This is a genomic window from Bacillus sp. UMB0728 (assembly GCF_002858875.1).
GTDB lineage: Bacteria > Bacillota > Bacilli > Bacillales > Cytobacillaceae > Bacillus_AB > Bacillus_AB infantis.
In genome coordinates this window covers 1-26,753 of sequence record NZ_PKLA01000005.1, presented here as the reverse complement: position 1 = coordinate 26,753, position 26,753 = coordinate 1, and the positions used below count along the sequence as shown (strand labels likewise).

The 26,753-nt window shown below is 46.4% G+C and carries 28 protein-coding genes; 10 read left to right on the top strand and 18 right to left on the bottom strand.

Annotation, left to right across the window (positions count from 1 at the left end):
* Positions 1-92: 92 nt before the first annotated feature.
* The 4 genes from motB to CYJ37_RS19420 all read right to left on the bottom strand — a co-directional run bounded on the left by motB (position 93) and on the right by CYJ37_RS19420 (position 3,050).
* Complete coding sequence (motB, locus tag CYJ37_RS19435; RefSeq protein ID WP_009792159.1) at positions 93-902, bottom strand: flagellar motor protein MotB; 810 nt, start codon at positions 900-902, stop codon at positions 93-95.
* On the bottom strand, positions 895-1,689 hold the full coding sequence (gene motA, locus CYJ37_RS19430; RefSeq protein WP_101551185.1) for a flagellar motor stator protein MotA: 795 nt from the start codon (positions 1,687-1,689) through the stop codon (positions 895-897). The genes motB and motA overlap by 8 nt, the downstream gene beginning before the upstream one ends.
* A gap of 141 nt (positions 1,690-1,830) precedes the next feature.
* Complete coding sequence (locus CYJ37_RS19425; RefSeq protein ID WP_101551183.1) at positions 1,831-2,526, bottom strand: DUF421 domain-containing protein; 696 nt, start codon at positions 2,524-2,526, stop codon at positions 1,831-1,833.
* A 146-nt stretch (positions 2,527-2,672) separates the two neighbouring features.
* Positions 2,673-3,050, bottom strand: a complete 378-nt coding sequence (locus CYJ37_RS19420; RefSeq protein WP_009792162.1) for a J-domain-containing protein — start codon at positions 3,048-3,050, stop codon at positions 2,673-2,675.
* Between the two features lie 149 nt (positions 3,051-3,199).
* On the opposite strand from CYJ37_RS19420, the gene CYJ37_RS19415 reads away from it, so the two are divergent.
* A complete protein-coding gene (locus CYJ37_RS19415; protein WP_009792163.1) occupies positions 3,200-5,032 on the top strand; it encodes a solute:sodium symporter family transporter in 1,833 nt (610 codons plus the stop codon).
* 116 nt (positions 5,033-5,148) lie between these two features.
* On the opposite strand, the gene CYJ37_RS19410 is transcribed toward CYJ37_RS19415, so the two are convergent.
* Positions 5,149-5,718 carry a peroxiredoxin gene (locus CYJ37_RS19410; RefSeq protein WP_224951416.1) on the bottom strand — a complete coding sequence of 190 codons (570 nt, stop codon included), beginning with the start codon at positions 5,716-5,718 and terminating at the stop codon, positions 5,149-5,151.
* A gap of 191 nt (positions 5,719-5,909) precedes the next feature.
* Here CYJ37_RS19410 and CYJ37_RS26915 point away from each other — a divergent pair, with 191 nt between their 5' ends.
* Positions 5,910-6,068: a hypothetical protein gene (locus tag CYJ37_RS26915; protein ID WP_022543366.1), complete on the top strand. Its 159-nt coding sequence runs from the start codon at positions 5,910-5,912 to the stop codon at positions 6,066-6,068.
* A 24-nt stretch (positions 6,069-6,092) separates the two neighbouring features.
* On the opposite strand, the gene hutH is transcribed toward CYJ37_RS26915, so the two are convergent.
* The 5 genes from hutH to CYJ37_RS19380 all read right to left on the bottom strand — a co-directional run bounded on the left by hutH (position 6,093) and on the right by CYJ37_RS19380 (position 10,358).
* The gene (gene hutH / locus CYJ37_RS19400; protein WP_101551181.1) at positions 6,093-7,580 is read right to left on the bottom strand and encodes a histidine ammonia-lyase; all 1,488 of its coding nucleotides are present in this window, start codon (positions 7,578-7,580) and stop codon (positions 6,093-6,095) included.
* A gap of 934 nt (positions 7,581-8,514) precedes the next feature.
* Positions 8,515-9,216, bottom strand: coding sequence for a CDP-diacylglycerol--serine O-phosphatidyltransferase (pssA, locus tag CYJ37_RS19395; RefSeq protein WP_022543365.1), 702 nt, complete (start codon positions 9,214-9,216; stop codon positions 8,515-8,517).
* A 231-nt stretch (positions 9,217-9,447) separates the two neighbouring features.
* Complete coding sequence (locus CYJ37_RS19390) at positions 9,448-9,651, bottom strand: hypothetical protein (protein ID WP_035401818.1); 204 nt, start codon at positions 9,649-9,651, stop codon at positions 9,448-9,450.
* Positions 9,652-9,655: 4 nt separating this feature from the next.
* Entirely contained in the window at positions 9,656-9,820 is a 165-nt protein-coding gene (locus CYJ37_RS19385) for a YvrJ family protein (RefSeq protein ID WP_101551179.1), read from the bottom strand.
* Complete coding sequence (locus CYJ37_RS19380; RefSeq protein ID WP_101551177.1) at positions 9,813-10,358, bottom strand: sigma factor-like helix-turn-helix DNA-binding protein; 546 nt, start codon at positions 10,356-10,358, stop codon at positions 9,813-9,815. Before CYJ37_RS19380 ends, CYJ37_RS19385 begins: the two co-directional genes overlap by 8 nt.
* Positions 10,359-10,641: 283 nt before the next feature.
* On the opposite strand from CYJ37_RS19380, the gene CYJ37_RS19375 reads away from it, so the two are divergent.
* The 3 genes from CYJ37_RS19375 (at position 10,642) to CYJ37_RS19365 (ending at position 15,924) form a co-directional block, all read left to right on the top strand.
* Complete coding sequence (locus CYJ37_RS19375) at positions 10,642-12,738, top strand: DNA topoisomerase III (protein ID WP_022543364.1); 2,097 nt, start codon at positions 10,642-10,644, stop codon at positions 12,736-12,738.
* 483 nt (positions 12,739-13,221) lie between these two features.
* Positions 13,222-14,502 carry an MDR family MFS transporter gene (locus CYJ37_RS19370; protein WP_101551176.1) on the top strand — a complete coding sequence of 427 codons (1,281 nt, stop codon included), beginning with the start codon at positions 13,222-13,224 and terminating at the stop codon, positions 14,500-14,502.
* Between the two features lie 189 nt (positions 14,503-14,691).
* Positions 14,692-15,924: an aminopeptidase gene (locus tag CYJ37_RS19365; protein ID WP_101551174.1), complete on the top strand. Its 1,233-nt coding sequence runs from the start codon at positions 14,692-14,694 to the stop codon at positions 15,922-15,924.
* Between the two features lie 139 nt (positions 15,925-16,063).
* Here the strand turns inward: CYJ37_RS19365 and CYJ37_RS19360 are convergent, their stop codons facing one another.
* Complete coding sequence (locus CYJ37_RS19360; protein ID WP_094769793.1) at positions 16,064-17,245, bottom strand: DUF4309 domain-containing protein; 1,182 nt, start codon at positions 17,243-17,245, stop codon at positions 16,064-16,066.
* A gap of 351 nt (positions 17,246-17,596) precedes the next feature.
* Between CYJ37_RS19360 and CYJ37_RS19355 the strand changes: the two genes are divergently transcribed.
* On the top strand, positions 17,597-17,872 hold the full coding sequence (locus tag CYJ37_RS19355) for an acylphosphatase (RefSeq protein ID WP_035401821.1): 276 nt from the start codon (positions 17,597-17,599) through the stop codon (positions 17,870-17,872).
* Positions 17,873-17,918: 46 nt separating this feature from the next.
* Here the strand turns inward: CYJ37_RS19355 and panF are convergent, their stop codons facing one another.
* The 4 genes from panF to queF all read right to left on the bottom strand — a co-directional run bounded on the left by panF (position 17,919) and on the right by queF (position 21,121).
* Entirely contained in the window at positions 17,919-19,367 is a 1,449-nt protein-coding gene (gene panF / locus CYJ37_RS19350; RefSeq protein WP_101551172.1) for a sodium/pantothenate symporter, read from the bottom strand.
* Positions 19,364-19,654 carry a YhdT family protein gene (locus CYJ37_RS19345; protein WP_094769790.1) on the bottom strand — a complete coding sequence of 97 codons (291 nt, stop codon included), beginning with the start codon at positions 19,652-19,654 and terminating at the stop codon, positions 19,364-19,366. Before CYJ37_RS19345 ends, panF begins: the two co-directional genes overlap by 4 nt.
* Before the next feature lie 324 nt (positions 19,655-19,978).
* Entirely contained in the window at positions 19,979-20,608 is a 630-nt protein-coding gene (locus tag CYJ37_RS19340) for a queuosine precursor transporter (protein WP_094769789.1), read from the bottom strand.
* A 15-nt stretch (positions 20,609-20,623) separates the two neighbouring features.
* A complete protein-coding gene (queF, locus tag CYJ37_RS19335; protein ID WP_009792185.1) occupies positions 20,624-21,121 on the bottom strand; it encodes a preQ(1) synthase in 498 nt (165 codons plus the stop codon).
* Between the two features lie 335 nt (positions 21,122-21,456).
* Here queF and mscL point away from each other — a divergent pair, with 335 nt between their 5' ends.
* The 4 genes from mscL to CYJ37_RS19315 all read left to right on the top strand — a co-directional run bounded on the left by mscL (position 21,457) and on the right by CYJ37_RS19315 (position 24,048).
* Positions 21,457-21,846, top strand: a complete 390-nt coding sequence (gene mscL, locus CYJ37_RS19330; RefSeq protein ID WP_009792187.1) for a large conductance mechanosensitive channel protein MscL — start codon at positions 21,457-21,459, stop codon at positions 21,844-21,846.
* A gap of 56 nt (positions 21,847-21,902) precedes the next feature.
* On the top strand, positions 21,903-22,541 hold the full coding sequence (locus CYJ37_RS19325) for a Bax inhibitor-1/YccA family protein (protein ID WP_009792188.1): 639 nt from the start codon (positions 21,903-21,905) through the stop codon (positions 22,539-22,541).
* Between the two features lie 325 nt (positions 22,542-22,866).
* Positions 22,867-23,286 (top strand): AhpC/TSA family protein, encoded by a 420-nt coding sequence (locus tag CYJ37_RS19320; protein ID WP_101551170.1) that lies wholly within the window; start codon positions 22,867-22,869, stop codon positions 23,284-23,286.
* Between the two features lie 312 nt (positions 23,287-23,598).
* Entirely contained in the window at positions 23,599-24,048 is a 450-nt protein-coding gene (locus CYJ37_RS19315; RefSeq protein ID WP_101551168.1) for a hypothetical protein, read from the top strand.
* Positions 24,049-24,162: 114 nt separating this feature from the next.
* Here the strand turns inward: CYJ37_RS19315 and CYJ37_RS19310 are convergent, their stop codons facing one another.
* From CYJ37_RS19310 to CYJ37_RS19300, 3 genes are all read right to left on the bottom strand, one after another.
* Positions 24,163-24,960: a hypothetical protein gene (locus CYJ37_RS19310; RefSeq protein WP_101551166.1), complete on the bottom strand. Its 798-nt coding sequence runs from the start codon at positions 24,958-24,960 to the stop codon at positions 24,163-24,165.
* A gap of 349 nt (positions 24,961-25,309) precedes the next feature.
* Positions 25,310-25,852 (bottom strand): hypothetical protein, encoded by a 543-nt coding sequence (locus CYJ37_RS19305; protein ID WP_240684366.1) that lies wholly within the window; start codon positions 25,850-25,852, stop codon positions 25,310-25,312.
* A gap of 218 nt (positions 25,853-26,070) precedes the next feature.
* Positions 26,071-26,619 carry a DUF4367 domain-containing protein gene (locus tag CYJ37_RS19300; RefSeq protein WP_240684365.1) on the bottom strand — a complete coding sequence of 183 codons (549 nt, stop codon included), beginning with the start codon at positions 26,617-26,619 and terminating at the stop codon, positions 26,071-26,073.
* Positions 26,620-26,753: the final 134 nt, after the last annotated feature.

Below are 26,753 nucleotides of genomic sequence, written 5' to 3'. Positions count from 1 at the left end.
TTAGTAAATTTTGTGATTTCTAAATTTTATCAAAGCAAAAGCAGATACACTATATAAATTTATATAAAAAAACCGAACCCATCCGGCCCGGTCTATGTTCTCGGCAATATTAAAATTTCAACCCGTCTGTTTTTGTCCCGGCCTTCTTTTGTGTCATTGGAGGCGGCCGGCTGGAATTCGCCGAATCCTTTTGCACTGAAGGCCCGGGCGTCCAGGTCTTTGTTATGCAGCAGGATTTTCATGAAGTTTACGGCTCTCATGACGCTTAATTCCCAGTTGGATTCAAACTCGGAATTTTTGATCGGCATATTGTCTGTATGGCCGCTGATGATGATATTGCGCGGAGGGTCCATGACGAGCAATTCGCCGATTTCGTCCGCGATCGTCAATTCGCCTGACCTCACTTCAGCACTCCCGGAAGCGAAAAAGACGTTGTCCCGGATCGTTACAAGCAGTCCTTCATCTGTCAGAGAGGTCTCAAGCTTGTCTGTGAGGCCATTGTTTTGAATATAGGTTTTCACCTTTTCTTCGACTTCCTTGAGTTCCTGCTTGTCTGTGAGTTTCTGGATTTTGCCTTCTGCTTCCATATCGTTCTGGCCTTCTTCTAAAGTGCCGGCAGCAGAAGCCTTTTCTACTTCGTCTTTGTTTTCGGTATCGGCCTTGTCGGCTGACTGCATGGCGCCATCCGGCATCGGGCTCGGGAAGTCGAAGAAGCCGGTCCCGCCATTGAATGCATCATTGAAGGCCTTTGACAGGGCCTCGAATTTCCGGGCATCCACTGAGCTCATGGCAAACAGGACGATGAAAAGGGCAAGCAGGAGCGTCAGGATATCAGCATAGGGAATCAGCCAGGACTCGTCAACATGCTCCTCATGATGCTCCTTTTTCTTCCGCTTACTCATCTGCCTTCACTTCGCTTTCCTCGAGGAATTGCTTCCTTTCCCCAGAAGGCAGATAAGATGCCAGCTTTTGCTCGATGACGCGCGGTGCTTCTCCTTCCAGGATGGAGAGGACCCCCTCGATCATCATATATTTCAGCTTTGACTCCTGCTTTGATTTGCGCTTCAGTTTGTTGGCAAAAGGATGCCAAAGCACGTATCCAGTGAAAATCCCAAGCAGGGTTGCCACAAAGGCTGCACTGATGGCATGTCCGAGCGCGTCGGTGTTGCTCATATCCCCCAGGGCGGCAATCAGTCCGACAACCGCACCAAGCACACCAAGTGTCGGTGCATATGTACCGGCCTGTGTGAAAATGGCTGCTCCTGAAAGATGCCTTTCTTCCATTGACTCGATCTCTTCAGAGAGTACATCCCTGATATAATCGGCACTTTGACCATCCACTGCGAGCGAGAGGCCGTTTTTCAGGAAAGGGTCTTCAATCTCGTTTGTTTTGGCTTCCAGTGCAAGAAGGCCTTCCTTCCTCGCCAGCTGTGCCCACTCTGAAAACATTCTGATCAGTTCTGCCGGCACCATTTGTTTTCTTTCTTTGAATAATATACCGAAAAGCTTTGGCACCTTTTTCAGCTCATTCATTGGAAAAGCGATGGTAACTGCGGCTATAGTTCCAACGATGATAATCAGGATGGCAGCCGGGTTCACCAATGCTGAAGGATGCACCCCTTTCAGCACCATACCCACCCCTACGCCAATGATTGCCAGAATAACCCCAATTAATGATGATTTATCCATATACGTCACCTGTCTTAATAAAATGTCTATTTCTATTTATTTCGACAGGGACCCTCATTTATTTAGGACATTCCTAATATTAATCTGCAATTCTTTTACTTTTAAAATAAAATCGCCACAATAACCAGGTCCATATACCTGCTATTTGGCTGTTTCTCTTTCTTCATCATAGCCTTTGATATAAAAACCGTCCTCTTTATTCCATTCTGCATAATAAATATCTTCTGCTCTTTCGTACCCCAGCTTTTCAATTTCCGAGAGAAGCCAATCAGTGGTTTTCCCTGCAAAATTAAGATTTTCCTTTTCTATGGCTCCTTCATCGATCAGCAGAATGCTAATTTCCTTGGAAGGCGGCTTTATATCCATCATTTTAGCTGTCGGCGGCTCTATCTCAGCGGTTTTCATGACGCTGAGCGTTCCTCCTGTTTCCAGGATGGCATACTTCACATCACGAAGTGAAAACACCCCCTTGCCCCTGAGCATCGAGAGCAGCTGCTCCAGTTCCATATGGTTTTTATCCATCGCTTTAATATTAATATTGCCGTTCTCAATAAGGAGGGCAGGCTGCCCTTTAATGGGTGCCCGAAGATTATCCTTCCGCTGGACGAGAATTTCAATCGCATAGATGAGGACAGCCCAGACGGCGAAGGTGAACAGAATATGTAAAATAGAGACTTTGCTGTCGTACAAACCTTCCTCAAGAATCCCTCCAAGGACCAATGCATAAATAAAATCGAATGGAGTTGCCTGTGCCATCTCCTTTTTTCCCAGCACCCGCATGATAACCAGCAGGGATATCAGTCCCAGCAGGAGCTTGATTGCAATTGATAAATACACGGACCAACCCTCCCATTTTTATTCTATTCCAGTCAATTCCCAACTCTGAATTTCGGCAAAACATTCTAACCAAAAAGGGGAGAATTTCCTCATGCTATTCGTGCAGGGTGATTTTAAAAGAAAAAAAGCCCCTGACACAGGAGCTTTCAATCAACTAATTTATGATGAATTTTATCTTCATAGTTTTTAAATATCGAGGAGTTTGTGCTTGCCCGCCTTTTAGACATCATGCTGTTGAATTTCAGCAGCTTCTGGTTCAGCTGCTTCTGAAGATCTTTCTTTTCTGCAGGGTCCTCGCATTTTTTTATAAGATCCTCGATGGTGGCCATTTCCTGCTTCACAGCATTGTCTTCTTCTGTATAGCCTGCATTTTTCATCATTCTGTAAGCCATGCGCAAATCGTCAGGAACATGGGAGAGCTCATCATGCGGAAGCGGTTTTCCAAAGCCGGGAAGGTTTTCAAATTCGCCTTCTTTATAGCCTTTCTTGATCCGTTCTTCTGAAATGATTCCAAAAAAGTCCATCTGCGGCCTCCTTTCAATCCTTTCCTTTATTATAAATGCCTTTCTCTCTATTTGAAAGCTGATGGCATTATATCCCACTAGAGCAAAAGGTTTGAAATGTGCCATTTCAGGTTATTAAACGAACAAAAAAGAGAAAAGGAAGTGCACCTATGTTTACTGGGGGAATTGCTTTCACTTTAATATCCTGCGCCTTTTTTATGGCGATCGTTGCCTGGATTTCGTATGTGAAAACGAAAGGGGCAGTCAGCGATTCTACAGGATATTTCCTGGCAGGGAGGGGACTGACAGGGGGCTTCATCGCCGGATCGCTATTGCTGACAAACCTGTCGGCCGAGCAGCTGATCGGCCTGAATGGACAGGCCTACCGGACCAATTTGAGCAATATGGCCTGGGAAGTTACCGCTGCTTTTGCCATCATCTTCATGGCTGTTTATCTGCTGCCAAAGTATTTGGGCGGAAACTTCACGACACTGCCTGAATTTTTAAGCAAGCGCTTTGATGAAGGGGTGAGGCGCTACACCGTCATCCTGTTCATGCTTGGCTATATCCTTGTTACTATTCCATCCATGCTTTATTCGGGGGCATTGGCTGTGCTGCAGCTGTTTGATGTGCCGTCCCTGTTGGGCATTACATACCAATCTTCTGTTTGGCTCGTCATCTGGATCATCGGCATCATCGGAGCCATTTACGCCATCTTCGGCGGACTGAAGGCTGTTGCTGTTTCTGATACATTAAACGGGATCGGCCTTTTAATCATCGGTATTCTGATCCCGGTTCTTGGCTTTTTCGCCCTTGGTGACGGCAATTTCTTCAGCGGCCTGAAAACCATTGCCACTGAGCATCCTGAAAAATTGAACAGCATTGGGACAAAGGAAGATTCTGTTCCATTCGGCACCATTTTTACCGGGATGATTTTTGCCAATCTCTTCTACTGGGCTTCTAATCAATATGTCATCCAGCGTACATTAGGCGCGAAAAACCTGGCTGAAGGCCAAAAGGGTGTTATGATTTCAGGCTTTTATAAGCTGCTTGTCCCTGTTTTCATGATGATTCCCGGCGTTATCGCCTTTCATCTTTACGGCAATTCGCTGAAATCAGTCGACCTTGCCTACCCAACCCTGATTTCAGATGTGATGCCCGGCTATCTGTCCGGATTTTTCCTTGCGGTCCTGCTGGGAGCCGTGTTCAGCTCCTTCAATTCATTGCTGAACAGCGCCGCCACCCTTTTTGCACTGGATATCTACAAGCCAAGGATCAATCCTAATGTGAGTGATGAAAAGCTGATCAGCATCAGCAAATGGTTCGGAACCATTCTCGCCATTGTCTCTTTATTCATCTCTCCGATGCTGATGAACGCATCTGACGGCCTTTGGGACCTGATCAGAAGATTCACTGGATTTTTCAACATACCGATCATCGCCATCGTACTCGTCGGTATTTTCTCGAAATATATCCCGGCACTGGCACCGAAAGTGGTCATCATTTTCCATGTGATAGCTTATTATATGCTCGTATGGGGCACTGACCATCTGTTTGGCTATACGGTGCCGATCCACTTTATCCATATCTATGCCATCCTGTTTGCTGTCGAAATCCTGATGATGATCATTATCGGTAAAATAAAGCCGAGAGCCTCTGCCTATCATTTCCGTGCAGATGCCCAGGTGAATATGGTTCCCTGGAAGGGCGTCATTCCGGTTTCCATCATTCTTCTCTCGCTCGTCGCTTTTACGTATATCGTCTTTTCAAAAATCGGCCTTGCTTATGAAGCTGCTGTCGTTTCCCCAGCCTTCTGGCCAGCAACAGTTGCCATCTTGATCATTGCCGGCATCTTCATCTATCTGTCCATGAAATACTGGAACAGAAAATATGCTTCCTATCTGGAAGGCCAGAACACAGAAGGCGCCACACAGGTCAAAAGAACAGGTTCAGGCTTGAACCCGCTGATTGTGAATGCCAAGCAGAGTACGGTTAAAGACTAGGCAGCCTGCGTTCCGCAGTTCATATATCAAGCTGAAAGACCCGCTTTAAGGAAGGCGGGTCTTCTTTTTTTTGATACCACTGTTCCCTGCTGCATTCCTATACCAGCAGCTCCAATTTATATTTTCCCAATCATATTCGGGTCGCTCATCATCCCCTGCTGGCCCGGCATCCAGTTGGCAGGGGTGCCTTTGCCAGTCTGTTTTGCATATTGGAGGGCCTGAAGGATGCGGACATGCTCATGGAGATTGCGGCCGATATTGCCGGGATAAATCAGTTTTGCCTGGATGATCTGCTCCGGGTTCAAGAACACAGATGCCCGGAATGATGCGCCTGAATTTTCATCAAGCACGCGGTATGCCTTGCTGATGCTGTGGGTCCGGTCGCTCAGGAGCGGGAAGGTCACATGCTTCAGGGAAGGCGATGTTTCTTTGAACACTTTGTGGGAATAGACGCTGTCCGTGCTGATGGCAAGGACTTCCACATTCATGTTCTTTACATAAGGGTAAATAGCGGCGACCGCCGCCAATTCTGTCGGTCAGACAAAGGTGAAATCACTGGGGTAAAAAAACAGCAGCACCCACTGGCCCTGGAAATCCTGCAGGCTGACCTTCTGGATTCCCTGGTCAATCACAGCATCCGCTGTAAACAGCGGGGCTGGATCCCCTTTTGAAGCTGTAAAAGGCATGGGCTGTTTGGCCAAATCCTCCGCCTGGAACGCTTCCCGCATATGCACCGCTCCTTTCTAATTTGCTATATATCAATATAGATATGCACTTCCTGCAAAAGCTGAACAAGTTTTGCGCACATATCCGGCGGCCGGGGCGGGAAAGCTACGGAAAGAACCGATTTCCACCTATGAAAGGAGACGATCTGCTTATGTCACGCGGAGAGCATTTTGACCATAAACGAAAAGGGCATCCCGGAAAATTCCCTGAGGGGACGCTAGTGGAAAGGCACTCTAAAGACGCGATTGAGGATGAAGAATTCATCGTCGTCCAGGAAGCCTTCAAAAACCGGATCGAAGAAGAAGATTAAACATAAGGGGAGGCAGTCCTCCCCTTATTTCATTATTCCTTCCTTCAGCCAGGCCGCACAATTTTCAATATCCTTTGAGAATACCCTGTCTTTTGTAATGGATGGGACGATTTCCCTTGCTTTTTCGTAGATTTTTCTTGTTTTAGGGGCCATTTTTTCAACACCCCTGAACTCGGCTGCCTGCATCGCGCAGATCAGCTCGATCGCCAGCACCCGGGTCGCATTCTGGATGATCTGCCACGCATGGCGGGATCCAATCGTCCCCATGCTTACATGATCCTCCTGGTTGGCGGAGGACGGAATAGAATCAACGCTCGCCGGATGTGCCAGCGTCTTATTTTCCGAAACCAGAGATGCCGCACTGTATTGCATGATCATCGCACCTGACTGCAGGCCAGGCTCCGGACTTAAGAAAGCAGGCAGGTCACTGAGCTGCGGATTGACGAGCCGCTCGATTCTCCTTTCCGAAATATTGGCCAGCTCCGCAACAGCAATTTTCATAAAATCCATCGCAAACGCAATCGGCTGCCCATGAAAATTCCCGCCGGAAATGACCTTTTCCCCCTCATCAAAAATCAGCGGATTATCGGTCGCCGCATTCATTTCAATCTCCAATTTTTCTTTTACATAATCGAGCGCCTGCCAGCTTGCCCCATGAACCTGGGGGATGCACCGGAGAGAATAGGCATCCTGGACACGCAGCTCACCTTGAACGGTCGTCAGCCTGCTACCGGCCAGATAATCCCTCATACGAGCGGCTGTATCTATCTGCTGCTGGTAGCCGCGGGCCTGATGGATTCTTTCATCAAATGCGTCTGTGATGCCGTTCAGGCCCTCCATCGTCATAGCAGCGATCATTTCACTTTGAAAAGCCAGCTGCTCGGCTTCCAGATAGGCGACCGCCCCCATGCTCGTCATCGCCTGGGTGCCATTGATGAGGGCAAGCCCCTCCTTCGCCTCCAGATGGAACGGCGGGAGTCCGGCAGATTCGATGGCCTCTGATGAAGGCATCCTCTTTCCTTTATAAAAAACCTCCCCCTCACCGATCAGAGCAAGAGCAAGATGGGACAATGGTGCAAGATCCCCGCTCGCCCCAAGCGACCCTTGCTGCGGAATGACAGGATGGATTTCTTCATTTAAGAAAGCCAGCAGCCTTTCAACCAGCTCCGGCCTTACACCTGAAAATCCTTTCAAAAGCGCATTAGCCCTCAGCAGCAGCATCGCCCTTGAAACAGACTCCGGAAAAGGCTCCCCCACCCCGCATGCATGGGAACGGATCAGATTCAGCTGAAGCGCCTTTACATCCTTCTGGTTAATGAGCACATCGCTGAACTTCCCAAAGCCGGTATTGATGCCATAAATGACCCTTTCTTCTTCAACAATCTTCCGGACCGCCTCATGGCTTTCCTTCACCCGCTCCATGCTCCCGGCTGATGCTGCCGCATGCTCTTTATCAAAAACAATCACCTTTACCTGTTCCAATGTCAATGTGCTGCCTGTCAATTCAATCATGATCTTTCCCCCTCAGCATATTAGCGAAATAAAGAAGAGGCTGCCATCAAACCAGGGGTTTGACATGCAGCCTCTTTCGAAAATTATAAGTTGATGTGTTTTTTCTCTTCATTGCGCATCATCCATTATGATTTATTTATTCTATTCTTCATTGTATGAATAAAATTTTTATAGTGTCAACAGATTTTTACCATATTTTAACATATTAAATTGGCAGATGATTAGCATGGTAGCGGGGTGAAGTTTTTTGGCAGCGGACTGTTTTGTGGCTTTTCGGGTGGATGAATGATTGAGTTGGTAGATTATCCGCTCAATTGATTAAATTAATCGCTAATTCGGTAGATTAATGCTCTCAATCGGTAGAATCGTTAGCTAGTTCGGTAGATTCCGCTCTCATACCATTAAAATAGCCGCAATGGAAGCACCCCACTCATAAAAATACCGCGAACCCTGGCTGCTCCCGCTCTCCAACTGGTTAAAAACCACGAATTTGCAGCCGATTTCGCGGAGTTGGTAGATTATCCGCTCAATTGATTAAATTAATCGCTAGTTCGGTAGATTAATACTCTCAATCGGTAGAATCGTTAGCTAGTTCGGTAGATTCCGCTCTCATACCATTAAAATAGCCGCAATGGAAGCACCCCACTCATAAAAATACCGCGAGCCTTGGCAGCTCCCGCTCTCCAACTGGTTAAAAACCACGAATTTGCAGCCGATTTCGCTGAGTTGGTAGATTATCCGCTCAATTGGTTAAATTAATCGCTAATTCGGTAGATTAATGCTCTCAATCGGTAGATTAATTCGCTAGTTCGGTAGATTCCCCGCCTCCCAGAGCTCTCTCCCTTCATCCGCACACCTCATTAACCACATTACCGGATCATCCTCCGCCTCGAAATCTCCGCCCAATCAAAAAAACCGCTTCTCAGCGGTTTTTTCAGTCGATATCCTTCTTATTTTTCCCTTTTACAAAGATATAGGCCAGATAGGCGATATACATGGGTGCTGCAATATAGATCAGGTAGGGAAATTGGCCGTATGTCCCTTTGTAGATCAGATACAGAAGGCAGCCGAGAAAGATGGTGACGATGGTGCCGTATTTCGGAAGCGGGACTTCCTTCAGGCTTGGGATCCTGATTTTCGAGACCATTAGAAAGCATAATGCGGTAAAAATGACAGTCGTGACGATATTCGGGATTTTGTCCCCGAACAGCGTGAGGAGTGCCATGATGCCTCCTGCGGCTGTGATCGGGACGCCGACGAAATAATTCATGGACGATTTTGGGGAACTGATATTGAACCTGGCCAGCCTAAATGCTCCGAAGAGAGGGAAAAGGCCGGCGATGGCAAGGCCAAGAAGGTCGAATTGATAGAAATATGTATAATACACTAAAAAGGACGGCGCCACTCCAAAAGTGACGATGTCTGCGAGCGAGTCGAGCTCTTTTCCGAGCGCGCTGTCAGCCTTCAGCATCCGGGCAAGTCTGCCGTCCATGCTGTCGAGCATCATGCCGATCAGAATGAGGATCGCCGCATTTTTGAATTGGCCGTTCGCTGCAAATCCTATAGAGAGGAAACCGCAGTACAGGTTTCCTTGAGTGACCAGATTGGGGATAGATTTCGTAAATCGTAATCGCACAGGCTTCCATCACACTCCAGCAACATAATATGTACGCCGGTGCCAGGCACTAGTCTCATGCCTGGCACCCGCAGCCGTTACAGCCATTATACCACTTCAATGCGGCAGGGAAGAAAAAAACCGGGCAGAAAGTTTGTCTTTCCCTTTACCCGCAGTCCTGAACGGCTAACCTCAAGCCGTTTGCAACTGGTCTATAACTGGTATAGGTGCCTGTCACCTTCTCTGCCTTCTCTACCTTCTCTCCCCTCCCTCCATCATCTCGAAAAAGCCGGGAACTTCCTCAAGTTTGTTGTCGCGGAGCTTGCGGAGGACGGCTTCGCGCAGCTCCTGCTCGAGGTCCTCCCGGTTTTCCTTGCCTGTCTGGTATAAGGATTTTTTGATTTTAGGCTCGATGGCCTTCATGATTTCCTCTATTTCCTGCTGTGACAAATTCATGCTTTCACCCTTTGTCTTTTTCAATCTGTGCGATGCTTCGGGAAATGTCCTCCATTTTCATTTTCAGCTGTTCGAACCGGTTTTCATAGCGGTGCAGCAAATACATGGTAATGGCAATGGGGAATCCGAAATTGCCGATGATCTGCAAAAGATTCAGCTGTTCAAGCATTGTATTTCCTCCTTATGGTTTCAATCGCTTTATTTTTGGTCTTTGATACTGCCTGCGGGCTGATGCCGAGCAATCTGGCTGTTTCGGCATCAGGGAGGCTGCGGACAAATGCGTAAAAGAGAATTTCCTGCTGCCTTGGAGTCAGTTCTTTGATGATTCTGGCGAGCCGGGGATCGGCTGTGTAATCTTCCAGCCTTCCGGAGGGGATTTCCATGAAAGGCTGGAGCGCCGTCTCATCTTCGAGGAGCTGTGTCAGCGGTTCTGCGCCGCTCTCTGCTTCTGCTGCAGGCCGATCCAGGGTGAGCTGATACCTGGCGCGCAATTCCCGCGCCTTCATGTCAAACTTCCTTGACTCATAATAAATAGTCTTATTTAAATAAGAAACGAAGCGGATATGTCTGAAGTACCTTTTAAAGGCTGCTTCGAGCCGGGCTTTATTTTTCTCATGGGGATCATCCAGATAAGTCTCATACAGCTTTTGATGCTCTTCCTGCCTCAAAAATTCACGAACCACCAAACTTGGCTCCCTGCCTTCCATTTTGCCACCTCCATCTTTAGAACATATGTTCTGTTTTTGGGTTAAAAAAAGGAGAACAAGCTTGCCTGTTCTAATTTATAAAGTATAAAAATCAGGAAAAAAAACAACCTGTCCTGCATTATTTTAACATCGCTGCCCCTTTTTTATAAGGGTCTTTGGTGCCAGGCACTGATATTTACTGTATATCCTTTTTATCGGGTTCCCATTCCGTTTTGTCCATTACAATTTTTCCTGCGTTTCCGTTATACTTATAGAGGAAGCACAGATTTGAAAGGAGCTTTACATGAAATCACTCGTACTTGCGGAAAAACCGAGTGTAGCCCGGGAGATTGCCCGGGTGCTCGGCTGTACGCAGACACATAAATCTTATATAGAAGGAAATAAATACATTGTCACTTGGGCGCTCGGCCATCTGGTTGAACTGAAAATGCCTGAGAATTATGATACAAAATTCAAGCATTGGAACCTGGAAGACCTGCCGATCATCCCTGACCGGATGGGGCTTAAGGTCATGAAGCAGACGAGCCACCAGTTCCGGGCCATCGACACGCTTTCCAAGCGGAAGGACATCAATGAAATCATCATCGCGACTGATGCCGGACGTGAAGGTGAGCTGGTAGCCCGCTGGATTCTTGAGAAGATTTATTGGAAAAAGCAGGTCAAGCGCCTGTGGATCTCCTCTGTCACAGACCGTGCGATTAAAGAAGGCTTTCAAAGCCTGAAGCCCGGGGACCAGTTCCTCGCCCTTTACGATTCAGCGGTATGCCGCGCTGAAGCGGACTGGCTGATCGGATTGAATGTGACACGTGCCTTGACGACGAAATATAATGACCCGCTGTCTGCCGGGCGTGTGCAGACACCGACGCTTGCCCTGATCATGGAAAGGGAGAAAATGATCCAATCCTTCACCCCGAAGGAATACTGGACGATTTCCGCCCAGGTTGGGCCGTTTAAGGCAGACTGGGAAAAGAACGGCGAGAAAAGGACTTTTTCTAAAGAAACAGCCGAAGCCATCGTGGCAAAAACCGATTCAGCAAAGGCCGTGATCCAGTCCATCAGCCGCAAGGAAAAAAGCGAGCAGCAGCCGCTTCCTTATGATCTGACCGAGCTGCAGCGGGATGCCAATAAGCGCTTCGGTTTTTCGGCGAAAAAAACATCCAATGTCCTGCAGAGATTGTATGAGCAATACAAGCTCGTCACCTATCCAAGGACAGATTCCCGCTACCTGACAAAGGATATGGAAGCAACGATGCTGGACCGCCTCCATGGAATCGCCTCAGGCTACAGGGATGAAGTGAAGCCGCTACTGGCGAAAAAAGGGAAGGTCCTTGCCAAGCGCGTGTTCAACAATGAAAAGGTGACCGATCACCATGCCATCATCCCGACCGAGGAGCGCCTTCATCTGAGCGACCTGGACAGTGATGAGAAAAAGCTGTACGACATCATTGTCCGCCGCTTCCTGGCCCTTTTCCATGAGCCGTACAAATATGAAACCATTCAAGCTTCCTTTGATCTGAACGGCGAAATCTTTTCAACAAGAGAAACCGCCGTCATTGAAGAAGGCTTCCGGCAGGTGACAGGCAAGGGAGAAGAAAAGGAATTGAAGCTGAATCTCTCTTCCCTCTCAAAAGGCCAGACCCTGACGGTAAAATCAGTTTCTTCCGAGCAAAAACTGACTGAGCCGCCTGGTCGCTATACCGAGGCCGATATTTTATCCCAAATGGAGAAATACAGCCTCGGGACACCGGCAACAAGGGCAGAGATCATTGAACGCCTGCTTACGACCGAAGCAGTTGAACGCCAGAACGGCGGACGCCTCCACCCTACAGGGAAGGGCAAGCAGCTGATGGACCTTGTGAACGAGGACTTGAAATCACCTGAGCTCACAGCCAAATGGGAGCAGGAGCTTGAAGCGATCGCGCGCGGAAAAGCGAGCCCGAAGGAATTCCTGAAAAAGATCCGCCAGCAGACCCAGCAGCTGGTATCCGAAATCAAGACAAGCGATAAATCGTACAGAGCCCATAATCTGACCGGCTCAAAATGCCCGGAATGCGGCTCCTTCCTGAAAGAGCGCAATACGAAAGACGGCAAAGTGCTCGTCTGCTCTGACATGGAATGCAGCTACCGGAAGCGCAAGGATCCGAAGCTTTCCAACCGCCGCTGCCCGCAGTGCCATAAAAAAATGGAAATCCACAACGGCAAGGCCGGCACCTACTTCCAGTGCCGCCCGTGCAATGTTGTAGAGAAGGCGCAGGATAAAAAGAAAGCTGTCAACAAGCGGGAAGAACGCAAGCTTGTGCAGAAATACAGCAAAAACGAAGAATCCTTCGGAACCAGCCTCGGCGATCTGCTGAAAGCGGCCATGAAGGACGAAGATTGATAACAGGACCCCGGCCGGCAGCGGCTGGGGTCTTTTTATGGGCTGAAGGCTGAGACTGCAGGCACGTTCCCGACTCCCCTTGCTTCCCGGAACAGGCAGTTTTGGCGTCACATAAGAATTTATCATGCCCCTCCGAAGCTTTCGGAGGGGGGTTCCGAGAGATTTATAAATAAGCGGACAGGTTCCGAAAGAGGTTCCGAATGCCTCGGAAGGCTTTTGCCCGAAAGGCCATTCGTTCAGAGGGAGGCTGCGAAACTTTCGGAAGGCGCCATAGCACTAGAGAGTGCCTGGCACCTTCAAAAGACACTTTCCCTCTATTTATCCATTTGCCGTGCCTGACATACTCTTCGCACCATATGTTGCCTGATAAAACTTTGTTATCTCACCCTCTCTTCAAAAGAAAATTCAGCACTCATGCACCTGTCATTTTTTTCAAAAAGGTAGTATGATAGCGATATTGACCAGAGAAGTGAGGATTTCAGCATGAGAATCAGAGATTGGGATTTTAATCTGAAGGTGCGCCTGTTCGGCGAATCTTTGATGAATATTACGTTTTGGATGTTTTTTCCGTTTTTGACGATTTATTTTGCGGAGGCGTTCGGCAAGGATAAGGCCGGCCTTCTGCTTATTTTATCGCAGGTGTTTTCTGTATTGGCGAACCTGATGGGCGGCTATTGCGCCGACCGTTTCGGCAGGAAAACGATGATGGTGCTGTCGGCCTTCGGGCAGGGGATCTGCTTTATCCTGTTTGCAGTCGCCAGCTCCCCTGCCATCGAATCCTATTGGCTCGGCTTTATCTGCTTCACCTTTGTCGGAGTGTTCGGCGCCTTCTACTGGCCGGCAAGCCAGGCGATGGTGGCCGACGTGGTCGAGGAAAAGCACCGCAGCGATGTGTTTGCGATCTTTTATACTTCCATCAATATTGCGGTGGTTGTCGGGCCGATCCTTGGGGCGCTCTTTTATGTGCAGTACCGCTCACAGCTCCTCTTGATCGCGGGCATTGTCTGCATCCTGCTCGCATTGGTTCTGGCGAAATGGACGCGCGAAACGGTTCCGGAGAATACAGCTGTCGCAGGGGAAAATGATAAATGGTACAGCTTCCTTGGGGCCCAGGTGAAGGATTACGGCATCATTTTCAGGGACAGGACCTTCCTGCTTTTTATCATCGCAGGCGTCCTGGCCGCCCAGACATTCATGCAGCTGGACCTGCTGATCCCTGTTTATACGAAAGAGGCCGTCGACAACCAGTCCCTCTTCAGCATTGGAAGCTGGTCGTTCACTGTCCACGGCGAGCAGGCTTTTGGCGTCCTGCTCTCGGAAAATGGATTCCTGGTGGCATTGTTCACAGTCGCTGTCACTAGATATGTAGCCAAATTTAAAGAGCGGAATGTATTTGTCACCTCTTCCCTTTTCTACGCTGCCAGCATTATTATGTTCGGGCAGACGCAGTGGATCTGGGGCCTGATCATTGCCATGGCCATCTTTACTTTAGGAGAGCTGATGGCGGTCGGGCTTCAGCAGAGCTTTGTGTCGCGCATCGCCCCGGAGCATATGAGGGGCCAGTATTTTGCAGCAGCCAGCCTTCGTTTTACCGTCGGGAAGACCATCGCTCCCATATCGATTCCACTGACCGTCTGGATCGGCTATGACTGGACCTTTGCCATTCTCGCGGTGCTTGCAGTGATAAGCGCATTTCTTTATTGGCTCATGTTTGCCTTATATGAAAAGCAGGAAAAACACCCTGCCAGACAAAACTCGATTTAAGGCCGGCGATAAGCCGGCTTTTTCATTTTTAAAATAGCCTGATGGGAGGTATCCCGGTGCTCCCATTGCAGGTTCGTATTAGGGGGCCTTGCATTTTTCCCGTGAAAAAGGAATCAGGCCAAACTGTTTCTTTTTCACGCAGAAACCGATAAAATGTAGAAGAAGATTCTGAAAAAGGAGATACATAATATGAGCCAATTCCAGCAAAATCTCGAAAAATATGCCGAGCTGGCAGTCAAGGTCGGCGTCAATGTCCAGGAGGGCCAGACGCTTGTAATCAACGCAGCACTTGATGCAGCAGAGTTTGTACGCCTTGCCGTTAAAAAAGCCTATGAAACAGGAGCAGCCAATGTGGTGGTCAACTGGTCTGATGATACAGTGACACGCCTGAAGTATGATCTAGCGCCTGAGGAATCTTTTACAGAGTATCCTGAGTTCCGCGCCAAGGAAATGGAAGACCTCGCAGAGAAGGGCGCTGCGTTCATGTCAATCGTATCTGCAAGCCCTGACCTGCTCAAAGGGGTCAAATCCGAGCGGATCGCCAATTTCCAAAAAGCAGCCGGGAAAGCGCTGAGCAAATACCGCCGCTACGCACAGTCTGATAAGGTAAGCTGGACGGTCATCGCTGTCCCATCTGAAGGCTGGGCAGACAAAGTATTCGCAGACGATCCTAAGGAAAGCCGCGTGGAAAAACTTTGGGATGCGATTTTTAAAGCAACGCGCGCAGACCTTGAAGATCCTGTGCAGGCATGGAAGGATCATGACGCTTCCCTGCATGAAAAAGTCGATTACCTGAACAGCAAAGGCTTCAAAAAGCTGCATTATACAGCGCCAGGCACTGATTTGACCATCGAGCTTCCTGAGAAGCATCTGTGGGTCGGGGCAGGCAGCGTCAATGAAAAAGGCCATGAATTCATGGCTAATATGCCGACTGAGGAAGTCTTTACCGTTCCGCTTAAAACCGGTGTCAATGGGCATGTTTCCAGCACAAAGCCACTCAGCTATGGCGGCAATATCATTGATAACTTCACGATTACCTTTGAAAACGGGCGCATTGTGGATGTGAAGGCTGAAGAAGGCGAAGAGATCCTGAAGCAGCTTGTTGAGACAGATGAAGGCTCCCATTACCTTGGAGAAGTAGCCCTTGTGCCGTTCAACTCGCCGATCTCACAGTCCAACCTGCTTTTCTACAACACTTTGTTTGACGAAAATGCCTCTAATCACCTGGCAATCGGAAGCGCTTATGCATTCTGCATCGAGGGCGGCAAAAAAATGTCCTCTGAAGAGCTTGCTGAAAATGGCCTGAACGAAAGCCTTACACATGTCGACTTCATGATCGGCTCAGCCGAAATGGATATTGACGGCATCAAGGAAGACGGACAGTCAGAGCCCGTTTTCCGCAAAGGCGACTGGGCATTTTAATTGATATAACAAAAGGAAGCTGCGGGCCATTTAGGCCTGCAGCTTTTTGCTGTTAACGACGTTCAGATTGACAGGCCCCTCCAGCTGATCCACCCCAACAATCACGTTCTTGTATACCCTGACTGGTTCTGTTCATCCCTTAAAGCTTCCTAAGCTGAACAGACTTTATTTTTCCTGACTGGTCTGCATACACATCAATATTGTATTTTCCGGCAGCATAGATCGCCAGCACCTCTGTTCCTCTCCTGCTCTCCCTGAACGGCTCGCCGAACATTTTCTTGATATCTGCAAGCGTTGACTGCAGGCGGATTCCGGGAATTGAAACGACAGCTACCTCTTGTGTGGCTTCATCATAAAAATACGTTACTTCTGGATATTTCAGGTACGCATATTTGCCTTTTTTCCCTGCCTCGATAGAAGGGGGGCTCGCCTTTTTGACATCATTGATATTCGTGCCGATCGGATATTGGCTTCCGGTCAGTATGCCTTGTGAGGCTTTATCGATAATGCCCTTTTCAAGCTGAATGTTGTAGAACGGATGATAGTTTTCTTCGGCTGCACTCCAGATTTCAAACCATTTTTCCCCTTCGCCCAGACCGTCCTTCATGTCAGAATCATCGTAGACCGTCTCGCTGACCTGTTTGATTTCCAGCTTTTCCTTGTCGAATGCCCATGTTGAAAAAACCCATCCTTCATTGTCATCAATAGAATTGACTGTCTGGATGTATTCCTGTTTGATTGCTTTGATTTCAGGTCCGAGTATGGACCTGATTCCCTCACCGGACTGGACGATTTTCAGCTCTCCATTCTGGATGCTGTACAGCTCTGCCGAGAACCGGCTGTCCCCCTCAGGCTGGACGATGGCAAGCAGGGTCTTATCACCAAGCTTAAGCGGATACGCCCCTTTTACTTCTTCATTGAAAACAAGCGGCAGGGATGAAAGAATATCCTGCTTAAAGGCAGACTTTGCCCCTTTTTTGGCCATATAGACTGAATAATTCCCTTCATGCACCGTGTCCTGCTTATCTCCTAAAACGCCTGCTTGTTCAAGCTTGACGGTTGTTTCATTTTCCGCATAAATATAGACTTCATAAGCCAGGCCTTCATCGGCAGCTTCAATGCGGTAAAGGGACTTTTCCTTAAGCCATGAAGTATCCTTTTTATCCTTGCCTTCTGTCTGGATCGTCAGGATAGCAGAATCGTCTTTCTGTTTCTCTGTTTTGTGCGAAATTTCCTCTGCAAGTGATGTGTGGATCTGATTGCTGCACGCGGCGGTTAACATTGACAGCACCATTAGCATTGCATATATATATTTATTCATCTTATCTCCCACTCATTTTAGCTCGATTTTGATGCCGGCTGACGCTTTTTCCCTGTCATGGCCGGTCACATTTCTAAAGTTTAACAAAGACATTTGTATTCTACAAATCTGTTTTAACTGGTTTTTAAACAGTTTGTAATCTAATTGTAACATAAAACCGGAAACTTTTTTAACCCCTTCTTTTACAGGCAGGTATTTCCATCTTATTTCTTTTTAAAGACTATCTACACCATTCGTTAGGCCGGAAAATTTTATGGGGGCCGACCTTTATTTTTTCTGTCTTCTTGAATATTGCATTAGCCCCTCTTTTGTGGGACGATGTAGGTAATTATGGTGCCGGAGGAGAAGAAGATGATCCATTTGAACATTATAGTTTCCGGAAAGGTGCAGGGAGTGGGATTCCGCTTTTTTGCACAGAGAAAAGCTGTTCAATACGGCATCAATGGCTGGGTGCGCAACCTGGATGACGGTTCTGTGGAGATCCGGGCAATCGGAGACAAGAAACAGCTGGATTCTTTTATGAGGGATTTGAAGAGAGGCAACCCCTTCTCGGCGATCGATCAGATGCAAGTGGATGAACTGGATGGCCAGGGCGAGCTGTCTTCTTCCTTTAAGATAAAATATTAGTTCATACACAAAAAGACGGGACCAGCAAAAGCTGTCCCGTCTTTTTTCAGGCTGTCTGCCCCATATCTTTCTGTGCTGTTCCGGCCGTCAGCATGCTGATGAGCATGTAAGCGGCAAATGACAGGATGATCGGCATGATGACTGTGTTCATGCCAAAGGCATTCGGATAGTATGTATAAAAAAGGATATACGAGACTACCCCGGTGATCATGGAGGCAATGGCTCCATGCTTATTTCCCCTGCTCCAGTACAGGCCAAGGACGACCGGCCATATGAAGGCAGCCTCAAGCCCTCCAAAGGAAAACAGATTGAGCCAGATGATCAGATCCGGCGGACTGAGCGCCATCAGGCAGACCAGGATTCCGAGGACCGCTGTAACGCCGAGGCTCAGCTTCTTAACCGTCCCTTCACTTGCATCAGGCTTGATATAATTCAGATACACATCCTTCACGACAGCCGAGCTGACGAGGAGGAGCAGAGAATCGACAGTCGACATGATCGCTGCCATCGGGGCGGCCAATACTACCCCTGCCAGCCACGGTGGCAGGACCTCCATCGCAATGAGCGGCATTACCTTGTCCCCCACCTCAATACCAGGCAGGATCGGACGCGCGAACACGCCGATCAGATGCATGCCAAGCATGATGAAGCCGACCACAAAGGTCCCGATGATGATCGCCCTGTGCATGGCCTTGGAGTTTTTGTAGCTCATCGCCCTGACAGTCACCTGCGGCAGGCCGACCACCCCCACGCCGACAAGAATCCAAAAGGAAGAAACATAGAGCGGGGACAGTCCGCCATCAAAGCCATACGGCGAAACAAGCCCCGGATTTTCCGTCCTTAGATCTGTGATGATATTTCCAATCCCGCCGCCGGCAATAATGACCGCAATCAGAAGGATCAAGGTACCCGCAAACATGATGACCCCCTGGACCGCATCTGTCACAGCCACGGCCCTGAAGCCGCCGATGATGACATATACAAGGACTGATGCCGCAAAAATGAACAGGGCAGCCCCATATGAAAGGCCTGTCAGCGATTCGATCAGACGGGCGCCGCCGACCCACTGGGCCGCCATGGAAGCGAACAGGAAGATGATGATGCTCAGCGCTGAGAGCAGCACCACCCACTTGCTCTGATACCTTTCTTTCAAAAAGTCGATCAGTGTGACAGCATTATACTGCCTGGCGACAATCGCAAATTTTTTCCCGAGCACCATCAGCACAAAATAGCCTGTCACAAGCTGTGACATCGCAAGCAGCACCCAGCCGAGCCCCTGGGTGTAGGCGACACCGGGTCCGCCGATGAAGCTGCTGGCGCTGCCGTAAGTGGCAATCATCGTCATGGCGAGGATGAATCCGCCCAGCTCCCTTCCGCCGAGGAAGTATTCCTGCAGAAAAGAATCTGTCGAGCGGACATGCCTGCTCGCCCAAAAGCCTACCAGGAAAATCGCCACCAGGAACACAAGAAGCGGGATAATGACACCTATATTCATTCCGCCTTCCCCCCTTCTTCACTGTCATCGAAAGGGACTTCTTTAAACAGAAACTTCACGGCTGCCCAAACAAGGACAAACACAACCGCAAATCCCGCCACACAGCTATAGAAAAACCAGGCAGGCAGCCCCATGATATATGTATACTCTTCGACAGGACCTGAGCCCATCCCGTAAGCAAAGCCAAACCACCACAGAAAATTAAAAAGGACAAGACCGATACCGATCCAGGCTTCCCTCTTCGCCACCTTAAAACGGGGATCCTTCCCCCCGGCTTTATTATCCAAGTCCTTCCCTCCTTATCCCATTATCCTTCACAAAAAAATTAAGAATTATTTCCACCTTGATTGTAAACCAAAAACACCGAACCAGAAACAAAAACTTGGTTTCCGTGCCAGGCACCGCTGGTGGACACTTTTGCCCCATTTGTCTTTTTGCGGTGCCAGGTACCCTCCGTGGACACTTTGGCTATGTTTGTCTTTTCATGGTACCTGGCACCATCGGTGGACACTTTGGCCACATTGTCTTTTCATGGTACCTGGCACCATCATACAGCATCATCAAAAAACAGCCCCCTGCTAGAGGCTGTTTTCATGACGCAGATTCTGCTGTCAGCCTGCGAACTCGCCAGGCTGCTTTTTTTCTTTTCTGGCCATGCCCACCAGCAGGTAAACCAGGGGTGTATCAATCAGCGCGACAAGGAACTTAAAGGCATATTGTGTTCCGATCATCGCAAGGAGCGCCCCTGCAGGCATGGTGCCGTAAAAAGCGATCAGAATGAACACAGAGGTATCGATCAGCTGGCTTGAGACTGTGGACAGATTATTACGGATCCACAGTTTCCTGCTGCCATGCTTTTCCTTCAGCTTATGGAAGACATACACATCCAGGTTTTGGCTGACCAGATAAGAAATAAGGCTTGCAATGGTGATGCGGAAGCTTCCGCTTAAAATTGTTTCAAATTCAGCCTGCGCTCCAAAGAATGGCGCTGATGGCAGATGGATCGCCGCAAAAATGAAAACGGCTGACAGGAGCTGTGTTACGAATCCGGCGAGCACGGTCTTCCTGGCAGCTTCTTTTCCATAAACTTCACCGATGATATCAGTAATCGGATACGTAAAAACATAAACAATCACAGCCGCCGGCAGAACAGCCCAGGATCCCAGGCTGAACAGTTTGACGGCAAGAATATTGGATAATATGAGCAGGCCGGCAAATGCGGCATTCAAATATAATAGCAAAACGTCTGTCTCCTTTTAACGGTTGTCGATGGTTTCAGGGTAAAGATCGTGGTTCATCATCCTGTACTCTGCCATCTTTTCATATTTTGTGCCCGGCTTTCCGTAATTGGTATACGGATCGATGGAAATGCCGCCGCGCGGAGTGAATTTGCCCCATACCTCGATATAGCGCGGATCCATCAGCTCAATCAGATCATTCATGATGATGTTCATGCAGTCTTCATGAAAGTCGCCATGATTGCGGAAGCTGAACAGATACAGCTTCAGTGACTTGCTTTCAACCATTCTCTGATCAGGAATATAGCTGATATAGATGGTCGCAAAGTCCGGCTGGCCCGTTTTCGGGCACAGGCTTGTGAACTCCGGGCAGTTGAATTTTACGAAATAGTCACGGTTCGGGTGCTTATTATCAAAAGCCTCCAGGATGGACGGCGAGTATTCAAACAAATACTGTGTCCCCTGATTGCCAAGCAAAGTAACATCCTTCAATTCTTCATCTTTTCTTCCAGACATAGAAAAAAGCCTCCTCATATGGTACTGCGCATACAAGAGAGGCTCCTCGATATATAAAAATCAGCCCGAGAAAAATAAAAACCATATCCCCGCGGATATGGCTGATCAATTTTATCAGAACCATAGTTTTTTATAGAGGGTTTGTTGCTATGAACCTCTCCTGCATGATGCAGGAATGTCGTATATTTTTTTGTCCTCTGTAACTATAGTGAAAAAGCCGGATTCTGTCAATACCATGCGCGGGAAGCTTTTCTCTCCTTAACAACCGGCTCTTTTATAAGTATAATAACTTTTATCGCTATACACCTTGGACAAAAAAGAAAGGAATGACCTATATGCTGAAGGAATTCAAGAAATTTGCCATCAAAGGCAATGTGGTCGATCTGGCAGTCGGTGTGATCATCGGCGGAGCCTTTGGAAAAATCGTCACCTCGCTCGTCAATGATATTGTCATGCCATTTCTCGGACTGCTCACCGGAGGGGTTGATTTTTCCGAGCGGTCTGTAAAAATCGAGGACGCTACCATCAAATATGGTGCATTCATCCAATCTATCATTGATTTTGTCATCATCGCCTTTTCCATCTTCCTCTTTGTCAGGTTCATCAACAGGCTGAAGAGCAGGCATGAACAGGAAAAGCAGGTAGAAGAAGCACCGACCGTCGATGCGAAGGAAGAACTGCTGAAAGAAATCCGTGATCTATTAAAAGAAGAAAAAATGAATTGAAACCTTACCCGATTTTCTGCGTATAAAAGGTAATCAATTCATATGAGGTGAAACATATGTATGCACAAACTGCCAACACCGGCTATCTTCCATCTGTTTTAAGAGCCTTTGCCCTGTCACTGGCATTTGCCTTTCTCGGGACGATGGCTGGCGTCTATATCCCTCCGGCGCTGTTTCTGCCGCTCGTCATCCTTGAGCTGGCCATGCTGATCGGAGCGTTCTTCTTAAGAAAGAAAAAAGCAATTTCCTACACTTTTCTGTACAGCTTCACCTTTATTTCGGGGATTACAACCTACCCGATCATTGCGCATTATATTGCGACATCAGGTGCCAATACCGTCCTGATGGCCGTCGGAACAACAGCTGTTGTATTTGGCGGACTTGCTTTTTATGCAACCACAACCAAGCGTGACCTCTCATTTCTCGGCGGCATGCTGATGGCAGCCCTGCTGGCTCTGATCTGCATCTCCATTTTCCATATGATCTGGCCGTTAAGCTCCACAGCACTGCTCGCTTTTTCCTTTATCGGCGTGCTAGTCTTCAGCGGCTATGTCCTGTTCGACTTTAACCGCATGAAGCAGTACGGAGTAAGCGCTGAGGAAGTGCCGCTCATGGCGCTGAATCTTTATCTTGATTTTATCAATCTGTTTATCAATATTCTTAGGATCTTCGGCATTCTGGCCAGTGATGACTAAGAAAATAATGCGCCTTGATTCTGTAAATGAATCTGGCGCTTTTTTCCGGCAGAGAGTCCCGAAGTCCGGCAGATTCAGAAACTTTGGCATTTTCCTTCAAGCACATCACCCGATCCCCTTTTTTTGCCCATTCCCCCCTCTTCCGTTATGATAGAGCTAATTCTATTAAATTTGTTCTGAAAGAGGGATGGGTATGGATTACAAATTAGAGATCCCCGGTTCGCAGGATACGATCACTTTGGGTGAAGCAATCAGCGGACAGGATACGATGCTCGTTTTTGTCCGCCACCTTGGCTGACCAGTCTGCAGGGAATATCTCGCGCAGTTGCGTGAGCGCATAGCAGAAATTGAAGATAAAAGGTTTCACGTGAAAATTGTGGCGCCTTCCAAAGGGGCGTTCATTGAACAATTCCTGGAGCATTTCGGGCCGTTTCCGTTTCCGATTTACGGTAATCCGTCCCGGGCAGCGTATAAAGGAATGGGCCATCAGATGATGCCGAAGTGGAAGCTTCTTGCAAAGGCCGGGTTCGGATTTGTCACCGGACAGGTGAAAGGCTTTATCCCGGATGAAGAAAAACAGAAGCAATTTGTGATGAAATCGATGAAGACGCAGGATGTTTATATCCAGGGCGGAACTTGGCTATATTCATCACAGGGTGAGTTGCTGTGGAAGCATATTGATCCTTCACCGGAAAACCATGCCAGCATTGATGAAGTTTTGGCGGTCATTGACAGCCGGGGCTGAGAGCTGTAAAATGACGCGCCTCCACATTTGTAACGGGTTTTCTGATGAGGTACAAAACGTTAAATCGCAGACTAATCACACAGTAAATCACACAAATTCCACACACAAATCACAGTATATTCGCAGTCAAAAAAGGCTTAGAGTATTTCCAACTCTAAGCCTTTTTTGTAGTAACTTATTCCACTAAAGCACCCGTTTGTTTAAGTGCACTTATTCACAAATTCAGCTTTAATTTAGGAAGGTGCCTATTTCTAAATTAGGTTGTATATTTTTTCAAGTTAGATTCACCCTAAGAAAAAAGGGTGTGAAATCTTGAGAAGAATCAATACTTCAATTCTGATTTTAACATTACTTCTAACATCGATTCCCATTAATGCATTTGCTGTATCTCCTGACAAGCTGCCGGTAAAGGTCACGTCCGAGCAATGGAGCTTGGAGATAGGAAAACCAGATAGCCCTGTTTCAAATAATAACAAATCAAGAGATACTAATCTCTATAATCGTTACAGCATGGATTTAAAGAACATTGGTAATAAAAACATCAAGTTAATTAGGATTGAAGCCTTTAGAGATGATCCAAAGCTTAAATCAGATATAGAATTATTTACTATCGAAAGCGATAAACTTTTAACGCCCACTTTTCATCACAACAATTTTCCTTTATTAAATGGAGCTAAATTAAAAGTAATCGTTACTTGGACCGTAGACCAAAACGGAGATTCTGAACGGAAATATCAGGATCGTTTTATCTTTGATAATTAATCCATGTGAGAGGAGATAATCCTCTCTTTTTTATGTGATCTTTGGTGTCCAATGCCTCTGGAAGTTGTATTCTCTTGCACAAACCTGCCCCGTTTGTGGATTAACAAATGAACATTAATTTATTTCCCACTTTATGTCGATTTTCCCTTTCAAGTTATCACCTGTGACTATCAACATATATTCACCTGCTTTTTCTGCATTAAACTGGATTGTATTCCTATCAATACCTCTATATTCCTCAGACGTATCTTCTAGTTCTGTCACCCCTACATACTTACCATTATCATCTAAGATATGATATCCATATCCACCTCCATTTAGTGGCTCAAATGATATATAAAACGTTACTACCTCTCCCTTATTTAAAAATATTGGAATCTCATTTTTCCCATTAAAACGCTCAAACTCTGCGGAAAAATTTGAATTAGTTTTCTCTTCAGTCCAACCTTCTTTAATAGTAAAATCAAACAATCTTATACAGAGCATTAGAGGGAAAACTAAAAGAAAAATCCATACTAATTGTTTTCTTTTCTTTAATAGGGAGGAGCCAAAGATATAGATAAATGCACATAATGCACCAACACTTCCAGCAATTACTGAAAACAAATTAACATCCGTAATTAGAAAAAACACAAGAAATCCTGCTAAACAGTGCAACAGCACTCTCGTATGGTATTTGATCTCTATCCATTTAAATGTTACTAAATCAATTAGCAATGTCGTCATTAGTGCATATCCGCATATCAAACCCCAGATCTTAATATTCAATAAATTTTCGCTAAACTCATACAAATCAAATCCAGTTGCCATAATGATATACAAACACATAACAATTACTAATAAACCAAGGGCTGCTAGTTTATTCAGTATGTAATCCATTAGATTTTTATTAAACTTTGTTCCTAAAATCATAAATCCCCCTAAATGTTTTCTCCAGATGGTATACATTATATATTAGCGGATATTACAATATTTAACACGTTAGATATTAAGAATGATTCTCCAGACACTTAAAAATGAAGATTAGTATGCCTACTGGTTATAACTCCTCAATATTTTGAACCAGTTGTTCAAGGAAGTATAAACAGCAGTCTACAACAATCCTGCTCCTTTTATAGAATAACAAAAAGCCGCCAAATGTTAATGGCAGCTTCTATTAGACACAGGCACTTGTAGTTACACAAACTAAATATCACTTTGACATGGCTAATTACCAAGAAAAGAAGCGTTCCTTTTCGGTGATTATAACAATGAGGTCTTATTAGTCTGGAAAAATCGAATTAGCAATTGAAACCAACATTTCTGGTGGTACTTTATTGGCAATCCTCTTTGAAACACCGAGCATGTATTGCCAATGGTCCTTTTCAAAGACAAGCAATGTATGGTTCCTGTCAACAATGTAAACAGCTTCTTCTCCATTTTGAAGTCTGTATATTTTTTGATCACCTTTAGTCCTGAAGTCAATCTTATTCTTTAATGGTCTTATATCAATATTAAAGTGATTTTGACCCTGGTCTTCATTTATAAACTCTATTTCTAAGCCATCATTAATGCCGTATCGTTTGTCCTCATAAAACCTTCCGAAAATGTGGGTGAAAGGTATAGGCGGCAATCTTGTTGGCAGCTTTAAGTCTTCCTTGAAGTGCTCTTCAAACTCCCTTACTGCCTCCTCAACCGGCTTATACCCGAGCTGAGGGTATATTTCTTCTAAAGGTTGAGGTTTGTCTTCCTGGGCAGCATATGTAGGAGCAGTGTTCAATCCAAGGGTTAAGAAACTTAAAATACAAAGTAAATGAGATCTCATTTGCATCCCCCTTAATCAATTTAGGGATATCATGTCCAGGATTGCTGATTACATCCTTTTCAACATAAAATAATTGAAAGTCTTCATTTTTTACCGTTTGAGCTGCAATAAAGGTTAGATTTATTTACATGAAAATTTACTAAAACATACTTGCCCCTTTGGACTAATATGGAATCCCACAAAAAAAGCGTCAGTCCTGCTTAGACTAACGCTCTTGCTTATTTTGCTTTTAATGATTTTTTCATTGAACGTGCAATATCCACCATCTTCGCCTTTGGTATCCTTGAACTATGTATTTCAATATCAGTTCCTTTTTGCGACCATTGAAGTAATCCTCCAGTAATAATTTCTCCTTTACGGTCAACTTCACCGTCATTACCCCATTTAGTTAATCTGCCTAAATGTCCATTTATCGATATTGTTTTGGCATTAGGGATATACTCTTTTGTTTGTTTAGCTATACTCTTCTTTTGAGTAATGCTAACCAACATTTTTCCATCATTTCTATCCATATAATGCAGACTAAAGCTGGTGAAATCGGTCTTTGTTCCCCAAGGGTAAGTTTTGATTTCTAGTGTCCAATCGTCTGGTACATTTTCAGGTACAATGACATTAAAAGGAACGTGCTTTTTAACTTCGGAAATAGTCATACTGTTATGGTTATATTTGATTTCTTCTTTTAGTGGTACTTCAATGGCTTTAGTATGATTGGCAGCAGCAAGTACCATAAAGCAAAAAACGAGTAATATTCCTAGTTGTCTGTTCATATGAACACCTCGATGTAAGTCTGCCCTTACCAAGGTTTCTTTATTTATGACTTCTTATTAAGCTAACCTCCCTCAATAAAAGAAGCTAAAACGCCGATTTACTCATGTTTTCTTAGAATTTCATAGTTGTTTAC